The organism is Arthrobacter sp. StoSoilA2, from assembly GCF_019977195.1.
Classification (GTDB): domain Bacteria; phylum Actinomycetota; class Actinomycetes; order Actinomycetales; family Micrococcaceae; genus Arthrobacter.
Genome location: NZ_AP024643.1, coordinates 1,197,626 through 1,213,623 on the forward strand (window position 1 = coordinate 1,197,626; position 15,998 = coordinate 1,213,623).

Genomic DNA, 15,998 nt, shown 5'->3' on the forward strand with positions numbered 1-15,998 from the left:
GAAAACACATGTCTTTCCCCGCTGAACGCACCGCCATCGTCACCGGCGCCGTTTCCGAGCGCGGCATCGGCCGCGCCACAGTGAACTACCTGGCCGCCCAAGGCTGGAACATCGGCATCATCGATCTGGATGACGCCGCCTGCAAGGCTGCAGCCAAGGAAGTTGCTGCAGAATATGGGATCCGGGCCCACGGAGTCGGGGCGAACGTCGCCAGCGAAGCCGAAGTACGGGCCGCCATCGATGAACTGGAAGCCGAGCTGCCGCAGATCGTGGCACTGGCCAACGTTGCCGGCGTCAGCTCGCCCATCGGCTACCTGGAACTCGAACCTGCCGAGTGGGACCGCGTGCTGAACATCAACCTCAACGGTGTCCACTACGCCACCCGCCGGGTGGCTGAATCCATGGTGAAGAACCGGATCGGCCGCATCGTGAACATCTCGTCGGTCTCCGCCCAGCGCGGTGGCGGAACGTTCTCCAAGACCCCTTACTCGGTTGCCAAAGCCGGTGTGATCGGCCTGACCCGTGCCACAGCCCGGGAACTGGGCGAATACGACATCACCGTCAACGCGATCTCACCCGGTCCCATCGACACCGACATCATGGGCGGCACGCTGAGCCAGGAACGCAAGGACGAACTGACCAAGGACCTCGTGGTGAACCGCGTGGGCTCCACCAGGGACATCGCCGCCGCCATCGCCTTCCTCATCAGCGAGGACTCCGGATACATCTCCGGCCAGACGCTGAATGTGGATGGCGGGCTGTACATGCACTAGGGCCATGAAGACCTGGACCAGAGAACGCAAGATCTACCTTGCCGTGGGCGTCCTTGCCTGCGCAGTGGGCATGGTGCTCATTTTCTTCCCGCGCTGATGGCGCGCTTCCTAAGCCATCGCAACCCCAACTGAATTGCTCAAAGAGGAGTTTCAATGTCCGTTGCCTCAACTTCCACCAAGGAGTTGCTGGATTCACCGATTCTGAAGTCGGCCATATCCAAGGCTTCGCTACGGCTGATGCCGATGCTCGTGATCCTGTACGTGGTGGCATTCCTTGACCGCACCAACGTGGGCTTCGCCGAAGCTGCCCTTGGGGTGGACAAAGGTATCACCGCAGGTGCTTACGCACTGGGTGCCGGTATCTTCTTCATCGGCTACGCATTGTTCGAGATCCCCAGCAACCTGCTGCTCACCAAGTTCGGCGCGAAAGTCTGGCTCGCGCGCATCGCCATCACCTGGGGCGTAGTGTCCGCGTGCTTCGCCTTCGTCCAAGGTGAGACGTCTTTCATCATTCTCCGCTTCCTGCTGGGTGTCACCGAGGCAGGTCTCTTCCCGGGCGTCATCATGTTCCTCGCCGCCTGGTTCCCCAACAAAGTGCGCGTGAAGATGTTCGCCATCTTCTATCTGGCTCAGCCTCTCTCCCAGATGCTGGGTGCTCCGCTGTCCGGCTGGCTCATCAACATCGGTGACCAGGTTCCTGGCGTCGCAGGCTGGCAGGTCATGTTCTTCGTTGAAGGTTCGTTGGCCATCGTGGCCGGCATCGCGTCCTTCTTCTTCCTCATCAACAGCCCACAGGACGCCAAGTTCCTGAGCAAAGAAGAGAAGGTAGCCCTGACTGATGTCATGGCACTGGAAGACACCGTCAAGGAAGAATCAGGTCCGCGCGGTGTGCTGGCTTCCATGCGTAACGGCCGGGTCTGGTACTTCACCGTCATCTACTTCTGCCTGCAAGTAGCTGTCTATGGCGTCACGTTCTATTTGCCGCAGCAGGTGTCCCAGCTCACCGGCCAAAAGGTGGGGCTCGCCGTCGGACTCCTTGCCGCTATCCCATGGTTCTTCGGCATCTTTGCCTGCTACTTCGTTGGCAAGGCTGCAAACACTGTGGCACGTCGCCGCCGCTGGGGGACCGCATTGTTCGTCTCCACAGGCCTCTGCATCTTCGGTTCCGCCTGGGCCGGCGCCAACCACCTTCCGGCGTTGGGCATCATCTTCATCACGCTGGCGGTGTGCAGCTTCCTGTCGACCGGTCCTATTTGCTGGTCTTATCCGACTGCGTTCCTCACCGGAACTGCTGCGGCTGCCGGTATCGGGCTGATCAATTCCCTGGGCAACCTTGGCGGTTTCGTCGCACCGATCCTTCGCACCACGGTCAACCAGGTCACGGCCTCGGACACGGGCACCATGGGTGTTTACGCCCTGGGTGTCCTGCCCTTCCTGGCCGCGCTGATGATGTTCGGCACCCGGGCCTTCACCAACAAAGCCGACGAGTTGCTGGACAAGTAGCCGTGGACAAGACTGCTTTTGATTTCCGGGCTGCTCCTGTCGGGGCCTTGTTCATCGGGGTCAGTACCAAGATGTACATGGGCTACGAGCAGAGTTTGGCGTGGCTGGAGCAGTTGCTGGCAGAAGTGGACGCCCGTCCGGCCCTTGCGGCCGGGCGGGTGGTCCCGTTTGTGATCCCTTCATTTCCGGTGCTGCCCGCAGCGTCCGCGATGCTTCAGGGTTCGACAATGGTCCTTGGGGCCCAGAACTGTGGTTGGTCGGACGGGCCGTGGACTGGCGAAGTCTCCCCGTCGATGCTTGCCGAGCTTGGTGTCGGACTGGTGGAGATCGGCCATGCGGAACGGCGCCGCCACTTTGCCGAAGACGATGCCATGGTGGCCCTGAAGGTTCGTGCCGCCGTCGACGCTGGCCTGACGCCATTGCTGTGCGTCGGGGAGAGCGTGGTAGATGAACCTGGAACTGCCGCCGAGGCCGTGTTCAGGCAGGTTAAGGCAGCCGTGTCCGGGGACTGGTCCGTCGCATCCCAATTAGTGATCGCCTACGAACCCGTGTGGGCGATCGGTGCTGCAGAGCCGGCGTCGGCTGCCTACGTTTCCCAGGTTGTGGCTGAGCTGCGGGTATTGCTCGCTGCCCACGGGGTGGAGCAGATGCCCATCATCTACGGTGGCTCGGCGAAGCCGGGTCTCCTGCCGCAGCTGGAAGGGGTTTCCGGGCTCTTCCTGGGCCGCTTCGCGCACGACGCCACCAACTTCGGCCGTGTGCTGGATGAGGCCCTCTCCCTGCCCAACTGAGTCGCAGCAGATGCCCTTTTGAGCCCTCAAAACGGCATCTGCTGCGACTCAGTTGGGCGGGACGAAGCGCTTAGGTGACCCGCGCTGGCATAGGGCCACAAAGCCGCCCAGGTTTTCCAGGCCCTCTGGATGCGTCGGGAGGTAGTTGGTGAGTTCGGGTGAACGCACGACGACGGCACGCCACTGACCGCGTGACACCGCCACGTTGATTCGGCTGCGCAAGAGCAAGAACTCCATGCCGCGCGGCACCTCCCCGGCAGCTGATGCGGCCATGGAGACGATAACCACCGGCGCTTCCTGGCCTTGGAACTTGTCCACCGTGCCCACCCGGACCTTGGTGAGCCCGGCCTCGCGGAGCTGGTGCTTGATGAGCTGAACCTGGGCGTTGTAGGCGGCGACCACGAGGATGTCGGTCTCCATGAGGGGCCGCGGGCCTTCCTCCTCTTCGGAGGGGTCCAGCCACTGGAGGCCCAGGTGTGCCCGGACCTGCCGAACCACTTCGGCAGCTTCTTCGGGGGAAGAGCTCGAGTTCCCTGTGTGGTCAACGTAGACGCAGGAAATCCCGGGCTCTGCTCTATCCAGCTGACGCTTCGAAGCCGCGGGGGCCGCTTCCAGACGGCCGTCGTACGACAAGTCCGAAACAGCAGAGCAGAGAGCCGGATGCATGCGCCACGACAAGGCGAGGAAGTAGCCAAGCTCCGGTGGAAGGGTGTTGTAACCATCGGACAGCCAGCCCAGCGCGGACTCGTCAACCGGTTCAGGGTGTATTCCTTGGGTGACCTGGGGAAGCTGCTGGGGGTCTCCGAGCAGCAGGAGGCTCTTTGTGGCCCGGCTGACGGCCATGGTATTGGCCAAGGAAAACTGTCCGGCCTCGTCAATGACCAGCAGGTCCAGGGAACCCGCGGGAACGGAACTTCCCACCATGGTCCAGGCCGTTCCACCGATCAGGGCTCCGCCAGGCTTGGACAGGATGTCCTCCACGTCCCCCTTGGCGCACCCGTTCCACGGCACAGGTTCGTTGTGCTTGACTTCCTTGGCCACCCGCAACGGATCCACTCCGGCTTTCTCCACCGCCGCACAAAGCATGTGTTCCACCACGGCGTGGGATTGCGCGACGACGCCAACTTTCCAACCATCTGCTACAAGCCGGGCCAAAACGTGGGCACCAACATAGGTCTTTCCGCTGCCGGGAGGGCCTTGGACTGCCAAGTACGAGTTGTCCAAATCCTTCACAGCAGCAGTGATGGCGTCGATGTACCCATCGGGACCAGGTTCCACGGCGGGCAGCGACGCGAGCGTGCGAAGCTTAGGTGGTTGTCGTCGAACCAGATCCAGCGAACAATCCCGCGGCCACAACGGCAGGGAGGCCCGGAGCTTTGTTGCCAGTGCTGCCAATGCGGCTCTCTGCCCGGTGGTGTAGAGGGGCTCGTCAGGCGTCAAAGCAATGGGCAGCTGCTTGAACTCGGTGGAGTCGTTGCGCAGGCTTTCCTCCATGATCACGGACTCAAGCTCGCCTTCTTCGCCCACCTCAATGACCTCGGTCTTGCTCCAACCAGCCCTACCCAGCACTGACGATTCCTTACCGACCAAGGCGTCAGGCAGCGGGGGACCATACATCCGGAAGTACGTCTTGCCAGGCTCCAACCCGGCACCGTCACCGGAACGGCCAATGAGTTTCACTGTCCGTACGCGGTTCCGGCGAGGCGGGCGCTTGGCCCAGTCCTGCAGCACTTCCGCATGGTCAACCGTAAAGATGTCGCGGCCGTCCTCCCACTGGGACACTGGCTTTTCCAAGCGGTCGAAGTGCCCCCACCAGTGCTGTTTGTCCTCACGACGGTGGTACCCAACGCCCGCTGCCACAATTGCTATCGCCCGGGAATCCGCTGATGCCCTTTCTTCCCCAGGGAGCCCGTCAAGGTAGTCGAACAGCGCCTTTTCCTCCGGCGCAGCCTGGTACTTGTCCTCCTCAGGCGTGGGCTCCTCCTGCGTTATGGAGCCTGGGACGATGGATCGCTCGGCGGCGCGGGCAAGAAGCCAATTGCGCAGCTCCAAGGTTGAGAGACAGTCGTACTCGTTGTAGTCTCGGATGCTTTCAAGGATGGCTGCGGCCTGCTCAGCCTGCCCGGTGTCCCTCGCCGTGCAGAAGTCCGCGTAGGCAACCACGGAGGCACCGGCGTCGGTCACGTCTCCGGACCGGAGGTGCTGGCCCATATAGAGGGGTTCAAGTTTCTTGATGCTGTACGAGTTCTCGGAAACGCGGATGCTGTGGCGGACGGTGTCGTAAAGGTCCACCAGGACCCCTTGCTTCAGGAGGTCGTCGACGGCGGTTTCGCCCACCACGTGCGTCAGGGAAAGGTTGCGAAGGGCCGTCTTCTCGTAAGCGGCGTAATGGTAAATGTGCATGCCTGGGTAGCTGGCACGGCGTTTGGCCACATACTCCAGGAAATCAACAAAAGCCTGGCCCTCCTCCTCCCGGGAATGCGCCCAAAACGGACGAAAGACCGGTTGGGCGCCGGGCTCCGCAGGGTTTTCGATGACGCCGAAAAGGTACTCAAGGCCCCACTTGCCCGTGACGGGATCCTGCCACAAAGGATCGCCCTCGAAGTCGAAGAAAATATCGCCGGGATCCGGTTCCGGGAGCCTGCCAAGGGTGTTCTCCGGCAGGATCTTGTAGCTGACCGTTTTGGCTTCGCCTGCTTTGTCCGTGTACTTCACTGTCCCGTCCGGAGTCCCTACGCCGGTCTGCAACTGTGCTTGCTCGCGCAGCCGAAGCGTGATGGGATCTGCGGCGTCGGGAAGTGCCGCGAGTTGGTCGATGGTGGTGACTCCGGCCTCCATCAGCTTCTTACGGCGGCTGATCCGCATTCCGGCAACCATGAGGAGGTCCCGGTGCAGTTTTACTTGCTCGGCACAGTAGTCGCAGCGGCCGCATGCGGAGAAGCGGGAGTCGCCCCATTCGATGGGTCCTGAAGCAGCCCGATGGGCCGTGGTCATTCCAAGAAAGCGTTCGCGGCGTTCCTTGAAGACTGGCAAAATCTCCGCGAGCGGGTGATCGCTGTGCACGCGGTTGCCCAGGACCAAGGTGACTGTGGGATCCGGCGTAATACCTGCCTGAAGAAGTTGATCGCCATAGGCAGCCAGCTGCAAAAGTGCAGTGACCTTGGCATGCCGTGCAAGCTTTGTGTCGAAGACTGCGTACTGACCGCCGGGACGCTTGACCAGGAAATCGGAACGGCCGTGGAATTGGCCATCGAAGAACGCGGCCTGGAACACGATGTCCGCTCCGGAGCGCAAGGCGTCGATGGATTCCGCATGCTTGGCCAAAAGGGCGGCGCGGTCCATGGCGGAGGCGGGAACGACGTCGTAAACGCCTCTTCTGGTAGCTGGGTCCCAGGGCCCGAACTCGGCTAGGAATTCGTCCAGGACCCTGTGCTCATGGACATCGCCGAGCTTGGCCGTGCGATCCAACATGGCATCTGCCGCGAACTCAGCTTTGGGGGAGCGGGCCAGTTTTTCGTCGAGTTTCCGGAGCAGCTGGTACTCACAGGTGGCAGCGATGACCAGATCACTGGCTGAGAACACCAAATCCTGCGGCGCGCCAGCTATCTCCGAATCGAGAAAGAACACCGTGACCTACTCCCTGTTGCCGGATGAACCACTGCTGCCGGATGAACCACTCCGAAGTGGACCATGAAGCCAAGCTATCAGCGGCCTCCGACAATTTAGACTGCACCCATGACTGAAACAGCACCGACCACCGTCGATCCCGCTTTCGAAGCCGCCTATGAGGCCGCCCAAAAGAGTCTCAGCGAGGGCGGGATCCCTATTGGCGCCGCGTTGGCCCGCGGTGGGAAGATCATCGCGAGCGGGCACAACGAACGTGTCCAGCATGGCGATCCGATCGCGCATGGCGAAATGTCCGCGTTGCGCGCTGCCGGCCGGCAAAAGACTTACCGGGATACGACGCTTTACACCACGTTGGCGCCGTGTGCGATGTGCACCGGAACCATCATCCAGTTCAAGATTCCGCGCGTGGTGGTGGGCGAAGCGGAGACGTTCCCGGGAGAATTCGATCTCCTGCGTTCGCGTGGTGTTGAAGTAGTTGTCCTCGATGACCCCCGGTGCGTGGACATGATGCGTACCTTCCAGGATGAACACCCGGAACTCTGGGCGGAGGATATCGCGGAGTAGACACGAAGGGAGCGACGGCGGCACCCATCTTTTCGAGCGATGGAGGGTGCCGCCGTCGCCGGCTGCGGAGGAGCCACATGCCAAACGGTCATCCGACGACTATTTGGCAGGCTTCCTCGGAGCCGACCGACGGGAACGGGCCGCCGGAGTTGAAGGGATCAGTTCCTTGACCTGGGCCAGGACTGTGGGGTTTACGCCGCGGGAGCCCAGGTCTTTGGCGAGGGTTTCCACTTCTGACTTTGCGGCTGCAGTGTTGTCCGCCTTCACGTGCAGTTCCGTCCGCAGTTCCACGAGCTTCCTGTAGGCCAGGTTGTTCGCTGCGCCGCTGCCCTTCTGGTAACTCGCCAGCCCGGCATCCGTCAGCGCCAGCGCCCGCTCAGGATCGGCGCTGTGGTGCTTCACCATTTTGTCTTCCTTGCGGCGATAGAAGTCATCACCCACGGATTGCGCGACGGCGGTAGCCGCCTTGACGCCCAAGGGCTCACCGCTGAATCGCTCGGCTGCCTCGGTCAGGGCGTCCAGCCCTTTGCTCAGGTGGGGTGACATGGACCCTTCGAAGGCGAGCGTGAGTCCTACTTCCCGCGTGAAGAACTCCGGTGCAAACCGGTCCTCCTCCCGTGTGACCGGGAAGCCGACCCGCAAAGGCAAGGTGTTGGACGCCTGGACAATGCCTTCCGTTGAATAGATCGCGCGGACCAGGTACTGGCCGGGCTCATCGAATGCGAACCCTTGCACTCCGAATGCCAGCTGGACCAGTTGGCTGTAGCGGTCGCTGCCATCACTGGTGGCGCCGGCGGCAGGTTCCAGGGTCACCGGTTCAGGGAGGCCATAGAAGCAGACTACTGATTCATGCAGGACCACCGTTCCGTCCGGCTTCTGCACGTAAACAGTGGTGTTTCCGAACCTGGGATCCAGCCGGCCGTCCACCACTACTGGTACGTCGCTGGTGTTTCGCAGGCGGAATTCGATGGACACAGGCTCCATGTAGTCGAAGTGGCTCTTGGCTAAGAGGGTCAATTCAACATCGCTTCCCGGCCCGGAGACGGTCATGGAGCCGGCAGGGGATTCCAGGTGCCCACCGGATGCCCACGGATCTCCACCCATAATCACGGATGCACGGTCGCCATGGCGCATGTGGAGCAGTTCGTCGTCGTCGAACCGGAACCGGAAGTTGCCCCAGAAGGTATCGGCGCCGTTGCGCTGATCGTATTTCCAGTCGTAGTTCATCCAGGACAACGAATCCGGCCTCGCCTTGTCCCAGGCATGCAGGAAGTTGAAAGCGTGCCCTGCCTCGTGGACCCACGTGTACAGGAAGTGGCGCATGGCCCAGGCCTGGTCCTGCGTGGTGGGGTTCGAGACAAGGTTGGTGAACCAGGAGTGGTTGCGGAAGACTGCAAAACCCTGGCGGTCCGGACCGCGGCCCGCGCCGCCAAAGCCTGCAGCGGCGTCGAACATGATGCCACCAACTCCGGCGCTATCGAAGAGGCCGGCCTGCACGCCCCAAAGGTTCCAGGCAGGCCATCCGGAGTTGAACTTGCCGAAGGAGGTTTCCATGGCGTCGTGAAGTTCGCCGACGTTCCACGAGGCGAAGCCGGCTGCACTGTCATCGATCACTGTGTGGACCGGATCGATGGTGACGGCGATTCCCGCGTCCAGGTACGAGGATTCGATGGTGATGGTGCGCTCAGCCAGGTCTGCTGGGCGGTTGTTATGTGAATGGCTGTTGTAGACGGGCGCCTTGGGTTCGATGTCCACGGACGTGCAGTAGTCGAGTTCAAGGTTCATATCGCGGAAGCAGCCCGAACGGTAGGCGCAGGCGTATGGCTGCCCGGCAACGCCGCCCGCCGTGAACGTGGCCACTGCGCCGGTGATCGCGCCGTGGGACCAGGACACGTCGATTTCCACTGTTGTGGCGGGGTGCGTGCCTTTCCAGTAACGGACCGTTCCAGTGATGTGTGCATGCGCACGGGTCATGGTGACCACCGGGGCGTCCACGATCCAGGACTCCACATACGTCTTCACGAGTTGGTTGAGCCCACCTGCTTTGACCCAGCGGGTGCTGTATAGATCGCCACTGACTTTGTTCAGCACCGGGGATTCCACGCTCTGGCGGGGATCGACATCCAAGCGGAGGTCCAGCGCGCTGCCGACAGGACCGTTGCCTGCCTGGTTGCCTTCATAACGACCGCTCACGGGAGCGGAGCGCCAGCACCTCCAAAATTCTTCGGAGGGCCATGCCAAGGTGCTGGGCTGGGGGCCATAGGTGTGGGGTCCAAAAGCGTCAGCCCCACGAGTGGGTGGGAACGGGATTTCAGAGGGGTTGCCGGGGACAGGGTTGTAGTGGGTGCCGGGGACGTTGGGGGTGTCCATGTGAGGATCTTTCTCGCTCTGCAAGCAGTCAATATGCGTTCGCCCATCACGGGATGTACCGGATGGACGGCATGACGGTTCAGGGCGGGGCGATGCAGGTGAGGAGTCCCAGAGGGGTGAAAGTGGCCATGCCCAGAAGCCGTGTGTAACCCAAAACGAGGATACTCCAACGAATGGATTATATCTAGGGAGGTGTCTTAATTTTCTGCCGGGCAACCTGCCGGATCGCCTAGTCAGCCGCAGCCGCCAAGCGTAGGCTGGCAGCATCGGCGTCGGTGCCGAAAGGACCATCCCGGAGGACCCCGCGTCGATGAACCCCATTCGATGAAGGAGGACCCATGAGTGTCGTACGTGAATTCATGACCACAAATGCCCAGTGCATCCCGGAGGACCAAACTCTCCAGGACGCCGCCCGCATGATGAGGGATCTGGACTGCGGTTCACTTCCCATCTGCGGCAATGACGGCAAGCTCACCGGCTTCATCACAGACCGCGACATCGTGGTCAAGTGTCTGGCCGAGGGAAAGGACGCCCGCGAAGTCCGGGCCCGCGACCTCGCCACTGGTAAGCCGTATTGGATTGACGCTGATGCCAATGTTGACGAAGCCATCGCCATGATGGAAGAGCATCAGGTTCGCCGTCTTCCCGTCATCAAGGATCACCAGCTCGTAGGCATCATCAGCCAGGGAGACATTGCCCGCAACCACTACGCAGAACAGCGCGTGGGCGAAATGGTGGAGCACATTTCCGCCAAGGAGCATATGTCCCACTAGCGGCCAGCCAGCCGGCAGTAATCCAGGTAATCCAGCCGCCGCGAAGCGCTCCCGTTAGAGGAACGCCTCGCGGCCCGTTCCTTCGCGCAGCACGAGTTCGTCATTTTCTATCGAGACGATCAGGCTCCTGGGTTTGCCAGCGAGCTTTTTCGTTGCGCTGAGCTTTCTGCTTCGGACTTCCACTCCCACCGTGGCGCCTTTCGCCGGCAGCTCCACCGTGATTTCGTCGGCCATTCCCAACAGCATCTTGGTGGACACATCCCGTTCGGACACGGCTTCCTTGCCGTTGACGGTCACGCTCACGTCATCGGAAACAAACCCGTCCTGAAGGATGATGAGCAGTTCCTGCATGGTCCAACTACAGCACTAACAGCGCCCCCGGCATAGGCCTTGCGGAACCGGACCTGAAAACTGTCGGTCATGTGAGGCAAACTGTCATGGTGACTCAATCTCTCCAGCACCAGTCAGCCGATTCTGCCATCCATCAACTCATCGCCAACGAACTCGGCGTGAAGGCCTGGCAGGTCAAGGCCGCGGTGGAACTGCTCGACGCCGGATCCACCGTTCCCTTCATCGCCCGATACCGTAAGGAAGTCACCGGGACGCTCGATGACACCCAGCTGCGCGATCTTGAGGAACGCCTCCGGTACCTGCGGGAGCTGGAAGAGCGGCGCAAGACCGTCCTGGAAGCGATAGCAGCCCAAGGCAAGCTGACCCCGGAACTGGAAGCCGCCGTCGTGGGTGCTGACACCAAGGCGAGGCTGGAGGACATATACCTTCCCTTCAAATCCAAGCGCCGCACCAAAGCCCAGATAGCCCGCGAAGCCGGGCTGGAACCGCTGGCCGACGTCCTGCTCGCGAACCCGCAGCTGGACCCCGAAACCGAGGCCGCCAAGTACCTCAACGCCGAGCACTCCATTGAGGACGCATCCGCCGCGCTTGCAGGTGCCCGCGCCATTCTTGTGGAGCGCGTTGCCCAGGATCCTGACCTGGCCGAGGACCTGCGCGAGCGGCTCTGGAAGCAGGGGCGCATGGTCTCCCGCGTCAAGAAAGGCATGGAGGCCGAAGGCCAGAAGTTCAAGGATTACTTCGAGTTCAGGCAAGTCCCGTCAGGCATGCCGTCGCACCGGGTGCTCGCCCTGTTGCGGGGTGAAAAGGACGGCGTCCTTGAGTTGGACCTGGCCGAAGCGGACCCCGCCGACGACGCCGCCCTGGCCGCCGCCCGGGGCCGCTACGAGAACGCTGTGGCCAAGTGCCTTGGGGTCGCCAACCACGGCCGTCCCGCCGATCTCTGGCTCACCCAGACTGCCCAGCTCGCCTGGCGCGGCCGCATTCTGGACCGTCTCACCACGGATCTTCGCGGACGCATGTTTGCAGACGCCGAGGATGAGGCTGTCCGCGTGTTCGCCGCAAACCTGCGTGACGTGTTGCTCGCTGCGCCTGCAGGCAACCGTTCCACGCTCGGCCTGGACCCTGGACTCCGCACGGGAGTCAAGGTGGCAGTGGTGGACGGCACTGGCAAGGTGGTTGCCACCGACACCATCTATCCCCACGCGCCGGCAAAGAAATGGGACGAGGCTTTGGCCACCCTCGGACGCCTCGCAAAGCAGTACAACGTGGAACTCGTGGCAATCGGCAACGGCACGGCGTCGCGGGAAACGGACAAGCTGGCCACCGAGCTCATCAAATCCCTCGAAGCCGCGGGTTCCAAGGGTGTCCAGAAACTCGTTGTTTCCGAGGCTGGCGCTTCCGTGTACTCGGCATCGGCCCTCGCAGCTTCCGAGCTCCCCGGCATGGACGTTTCACTCCGTGGTGCGGTCTCCATTGCGCGACGACTTCAGGATCCGCTGGCCGAACTGGTGAAGATCGAACCGAAATCCATCGGCGTGGGCCAGTACCAGCACGATGTCACGGCTGCCAAACTGGACCGCTCACTGGATGCCGTGGTGGAAGACTGTGTGAACGCCGTGGGCGTCGACGTGAATACAGCGTCGCCCGCGCTGCTTAGCCGAGTGGCCGGCGTCGGGCCTTTGCTGAGCGAAAACATTGTGGCGTACCGCAATGAGAATGGCCCGTTCGCCAAGCGGAGCGACCTCAAGAAGGTACCGCGACTGGGCGCGAAGGCGTTCGAACAGTGCGCAGGCTTCCTTCGGATCACCGGGGGAGCGGAGCCGTTGGATGCTTCCAGCGTGCACCCGGAGGCCTACTCCGTTGCGCGCAAGATCCTCGTCGCGGCCGGCGGCGGACCCACCACTTCACTGGATCCGCAGGCATTCGTGGACGGCACGTTCGGACTGCCTACCGTCAAGGACATCATGTCCGAGCTCGAGAAGCCGGGCCGCGACCCCCGTCCCGCGTTCAAGGCCGCGTCATTCTCGGAGGGGATTGAAAAGATCTCAGACCTCAAGCCGGGCATGATCCTGGAAGGCACCGTCACAAATGTTGCCGCTTTCGGTGCTTTCGTGGATGTCGGGGTGCACCAGGACGGGCTGGTCCACGTGTCCGCGCTGTCCAACAAATTCGTCTCGGACCCCCGCGAGATCGTGAAATCCGGTCAGGTGGTGCGGGTCAAGGTGCTTGAGGCCGATCCCGAGCGCAAGCGCATCTCCCTGACCTTGAGGCTCGACGACGAACCCGGCACTGCGGGCGGCCGCGGTTCCGGTGGACGTTCCTCGGGTGGAGGCAACCCCGGTGCGCGGGTTGCTGGAGGCCAGCGCGGTAGTGGGCAGCCGGGCCAGCGCTCGGGTGGTCAGCGCGGTAGTGGGCAGCCGGGCCAGGGTGATCGCCGCCAGGGCAAACCCCAGCAGTCCCAGGCCCCCGCCGACACAGCCATGGCCGAAGCTCTGCGCAGGGCTGGGCTCGGGAAGTAGCCGGGCGAACAATGTCCGATGGACGGCACCCCCAAACGGACTATTCACCACCGCGTGCGCTGGTGAATAGTCCGTTAGGGGGTGACAAGTGGGCTAGGGGGTTGCTGAGGGCGTCGGCTCCCGCAGGTGGGCATCGCCGTCGTGCTCTTTTTCCTTCTGCCACGGCCAACGGCCGGTGATCTCCAGCTCGAGGGAGAAACTGAGGAATGTCCGGATCAGCACGATGATCGCCAGGACGCCCACGCTCTCGAACGTAGGGGTTACTGCGACGGTGCGGATGATGTCGGCTGCCACCAGGAGTTCCAGGCCCAACAGGATGGACCGTCCCAGCAATTGCCGGTAAGCGCGATAAGGCGAAAACGGGGCGAGGCCGCTGGCTCGTTTGGGCTGGTAACCGCGGAGGGCAAGCGGAATCGAAACGAGCGCTCCAACAACCATGACGGCCACGCCGGCAAAGTCCATGTACCGGCCAACTACTTCGATGATGTGCTGGAAATCCATGGTCCTCCCCGTGTGGTGCGCGCCGTGTGCCTCCACCGTCTCATACGGCGCCACGAAATCGACCCATAACAACGACGGCGGCACCTGGGTTCCGTGTAAAAACGAAACCCACGTGCCGCCGTCGCGCGCTGGTGTTACTGTGCCGGTGCGGGGACCGGGAAGAAGACCCGGGGATCCTGCAGCAGTGCCGGGTAATCGAAATCGGTGCGCTTGACCACGTCGGTGACTTCGAAGTTGCGGGCGAACTTGCCCTCAACCGTGATCGGCCGTCCATGGATCAGGCCGACAGCGAAGATCTGGCCGTCATCGAACGGAACGGCGATCTCGGTCTTGCCGGGAAGCGTATTGAACGCAGCTTCCTGGGCTTGGCGTTTCCGCGTGGGCTTCTTCTCCAGCACCTTGGCAGGACGCTTCTTGGGGCCCTTGAGTTGGCGGCGGGACTTCTCTTCCGCGTACACGAATTGGTACTCGTCGGATTCCGGAGCTGCGGCAGCCTTGGCCTTGCCATGCGGCGGCATGCTCACGGTGGTGAGCTGTTCTGGACGGAGTTCCTCCACGTTGGCGCGCAGGATCCAGAGACGGTCCTCTTCAGGGTCTTCGGGGTGGAACTCGTGCTTGGGCTCGGGCCAGATGTATTCCAGTTTCTCTTCGACGCCCGGGAAGAGCGGTCCGTAGAACTTGGGGTCTTTCCCAAGGAGCTTGGAACGGTGGCTGAGGTGCAGGTCCTCGTAGCCCAGCCATGGCGGCATGATGATCCTGGAGGCGTAGTCCGGGTGGGCGGCCTGCGGTGCGAACTCCGCGATGTTGTTGCGGGTGTTGTCCGGGTGGCCGCGCTGGATCCACTCGTCGGCCATTGCGAGGCCGTACATGGTGAGCGCGGGGACGTGGCCCATCCACATACGGACGGCGGGGTGCTGCTGCCAACCGTACTCCGGGATGACCAGTGCGCGGAGGACCTGGAGGGCTTCGACGCGCTGTTTGCCGAGCCTTGAGGTGTCGAGCGCCGCGGCGCTCTCACGGAAATCGGCGAAAGGGAGGAAAGTCTGCATCCTTTCAGTTTGGGGGTCCCGCGGCGAAGAACCAAGTTGAGTGCTCCGGGACACGTGCACGGATGGGGCCTAGAGTTGTCGAGTGGAAACTTTTGGCGAGAAGACGACGACGACGGCGCCCCCGGTTGCCGAACTGCACCTGCACATCGAAGGGACTCTCCAACCAGAGCTGATCTTTGCCCTGGCCGAACGCAACGGCATTGAACTGCCATATGAAGACATCGAAGAACTGCGTGAGAGGTACGAATTTATGGATCTGCAGTCCTTCCTTGACTTGTACTACGAGAACATGGCCGTTCTGCAGACCGAGCAGGACTTCACTGACATGACGCGCGCTTATCTTCAGCGCGCCGCAGCCGGGGGAGTGCGCCACGCGGAAATCATGATGGATCCCCAGGCACACGTGTCCAGGGGTGTGCCGCTTGAGGTGTGCGTCAACGGTGTCGCGAATGCGCTGGCGACGTCGGAGGAAGACTTCGGCGTTTCGACACTCCTGATTGCAGCGTTCCTCAGGGACATGTCCCAGGCATCCGCACTTGAGGTGTTGGACCAGTTGCTCGCGATGCACGCCCCCATCGTCGGCATCGGGCTGGATTCAGCGGAGGTGGGCAATCCGCCGTCCAAGTTTGAGCGCTTGTACCAGCGTGCCGGTGACGCCGGTTTGCGCAGGATCGCCCACGCGGGCGAGGAAGGGCCGGCCGCTTACATCACCGAGGCGCTGGACTTGCTGCACGTGGAGCGGATCGATCACGGTATCCGCTGCATGGAAGACACGGAGGTGGTGCAGCGGCTCGTCGCGGAGCAGGTGCCCCTGACCGTTTGCCCGCTATCCAACGTTCGTTTGCGTGCGGTGGACAAGCTGGCTGATCACCCACTGCCGGAGATGCTTGCCATCGGTTTGAACGTTTGCGTGAACTCGGATGACCCTGCCTACTTTGGCGGCTATGTGGACGACAACTTCGAGCAGTTGGCCAAGGTCCTTGAGTTCTCGGTTCCGGAGCAGGCCACTTTGGCGGCAAACTCGATCCGATCCTCGTTCGCCAGCGACGCCCGGAAAGCCGTATTGCTGGATGAAGTGACGGAGTGGGTCAAGGCGTCTGCGCCTGCCCAATAAACCCTGAATTGGCGCCGGAGGCGAGACTCGTCGATCACTTCCGGCCCTTGGAATGTCATACTC

The 15,998-nt window shown here is 62.3% G+C and carries 12 protein-coding genes; 7 read left to right on the plus strand and 5 right to left on the minus strand.

All coding sequences use genetic code 11. The features are described 5' to 3' along the window. Positions 1-8 precede the first annotated feature (8 nt). The 3 genes from LDN82_RS05570 to LDN82_RS05580 all read left to right on the plus strand — a co-directional run bounded on the left by LDN82_RS05570 (position 9) and on the right by LDN82_RS05580 (position 3,067). Positions 9-773, plus strand: coding sequence for an SDR family oxidoreductase (locus LDN82_RS05570; protein WP_224166658.1), 765 nt, complete (start codon positions 9-11; stop codon positions 771-773). Between the two features lie 153 nt (positions 774-926). Next, complete coding sequence (locus LDN82_RS05575) at positions 927-2,276, plus strand: MFS transporter (protein WP_224166659.1); 1,350 nt, start codon at positions 927-929, stop codon at positions 2,274-2,276. 71 nt (positions 2,277-2,347) lie between these two features. After that, the gene (locus tag LDN82_RS05580) at positions 2,348-3,067 is read left to right on the plus strand and encodes a triose-phosphate isomerase family protein (protein WP_263422299.1); all 720 of its coding nucleotides are present in this window, start codon (positions 2,348-2,350) and stop codon (positions 3,065-3,067) included. A gap of 48 nt (positions 3,068-3,115) precedes the next feature. Here the strand turns inward: LDN82_RS05580 and LDN82_RS05585 are convergent, their stop codons facing one another. Then, positions 3,116-6,694 carry a TM0106 family RecB-like putative nuclease gene (locus LDN82_RS05585; protein WP_224166661.1) on the minus strand — a complete coding sequence of 1,193 codons (3,579 nt, stop codon included), beginning with the start codon at positions 6,692-6,694 and terminating at the stop codon, positions 3,116-3,118. A gap of 108 nt (positions 6,695-6,802) precedes the next feature. Here LDN82_RS05585 and LDN82_RS05590 point away from each other — a divergent pair, with 108 nt between their 5' ends. Next, positions 6,803-7,258, plus strand: coding sequence for a nucleoside deaminase (locus LDN82_RS05590; RefSeq protein ID WP_224166662.1), 456 nt, complete (start codon positions 6,803-6,805; stop codon positions 7,256-7,258). A 99-nt stretch (positions 7,259-7,357) separates the two neighbouring features. On the opposite strand, the gene LDN82_RS05595 is transcribed toward LDN82_RS05590, so the two are convergent. Further along, positions 7,358-9,628, minus strand: coding sequence for a hypothetical protein (locus LDN82_RS05595; RefSeq protein ID WP_224166663.1), 2,271 nt, complete (start codon positions 9,626-9,628; stop codon positions 7,358-7,360). A gap of 338 nt (positions 9,629-9,966) precedes the next feature. On the opposite strand from LDN82_RS05595, the gene LDN82_RS05600 reads away from it, so the two are divergent. After that, positions 9,967-10,401: a CBS domain-containing protein gene (locus LDN82_RS05600; protein ID WP_224091308.1), complete on the plus strand. Its 435-nt coding sequence runs from the start codon at positions 9,967-9,969 to the stop codon at positions 10,399-10,401. A gap of 54 nt (positions 10,402-10,455) precedes the next feature. On the opposite strand, the gene LDN82_RS05605 is transcribed toward LDN82_RS05600, so the two are convergent. Next, positions 10,456-10,752, minus strand: coding sequence for a hypothetical protein (locus tag LDN82_RS05605; RefSeq protein WP_223936138.1), 297 nt, complete (start codon positions 10,750-10,752; stop codon positions 10,456-10,458). Between the two features lie 86 nt (positions 10,753-10,838). Between LDN82_RS05605 and LDN82_RS05610 the strand changes: the two genes are divergently transcribed. Then, on the plus strand, positions 10,839-13,271 hold the full coding sequence (locus tag LDN82_RS05610; protein ID WP_224166664.1) for a Tex family protein: 2,433 nt from the start codon (positions 10,839-10,841) through the stop codon (positions 13,269-13,271). Between the two features lie 93 nt (positions 13,272-13,364). Here LDN82_RS05610 and LDN82_RS05615 read toward each other — a convergent pair whose 3' ends face one another. Both LDN82_RS05615 and LDN82_RS05620 read right to left on the minus strand, forming a co-directional pair. Beyond that, positions 13,365-13,772 (minus strand): DUF1622 domain-containing protein, encoded by a 408-nt coding sequence (locus tag LDN82_RS05615; RefSeq protein ID WP_224093875.1) that lies wholly within the window; start codon positions 13,770-13,772, stop codon positions 13,365-13,367. Positions 13,773-13,906: 134 nt separating this feature from the next. Next, complete coding sequence (locus tag LDN82_RS05620) at positions 13,907-14,821, minus strand: MSMEG_6728 family protein (RefSeq protein ID WP_224166665.1); 915 nt, start codon at positions 14,819-14,821, stop codon at positions 13,907-13,909. 82 nt (positions 14,822-14,903) lie between these two features. On the opposite strand from LDN82_RS05620, the gene LDN82_RS05625 reads away from it, so the two are divergent. Beyond that, on the plus strand, positions 14,904-15,935 hold the full coding sequence (locus LDN82_RS05625) for an adenosine deaminase (RefSeq protein ID WP_224166666.1): 1,032 nt from the start codon (positions 14,904-14,906) through the stop codon (positions 15,933-15,935). Positions 15,936-15,998: the final 63 nt, after the last annotated feature.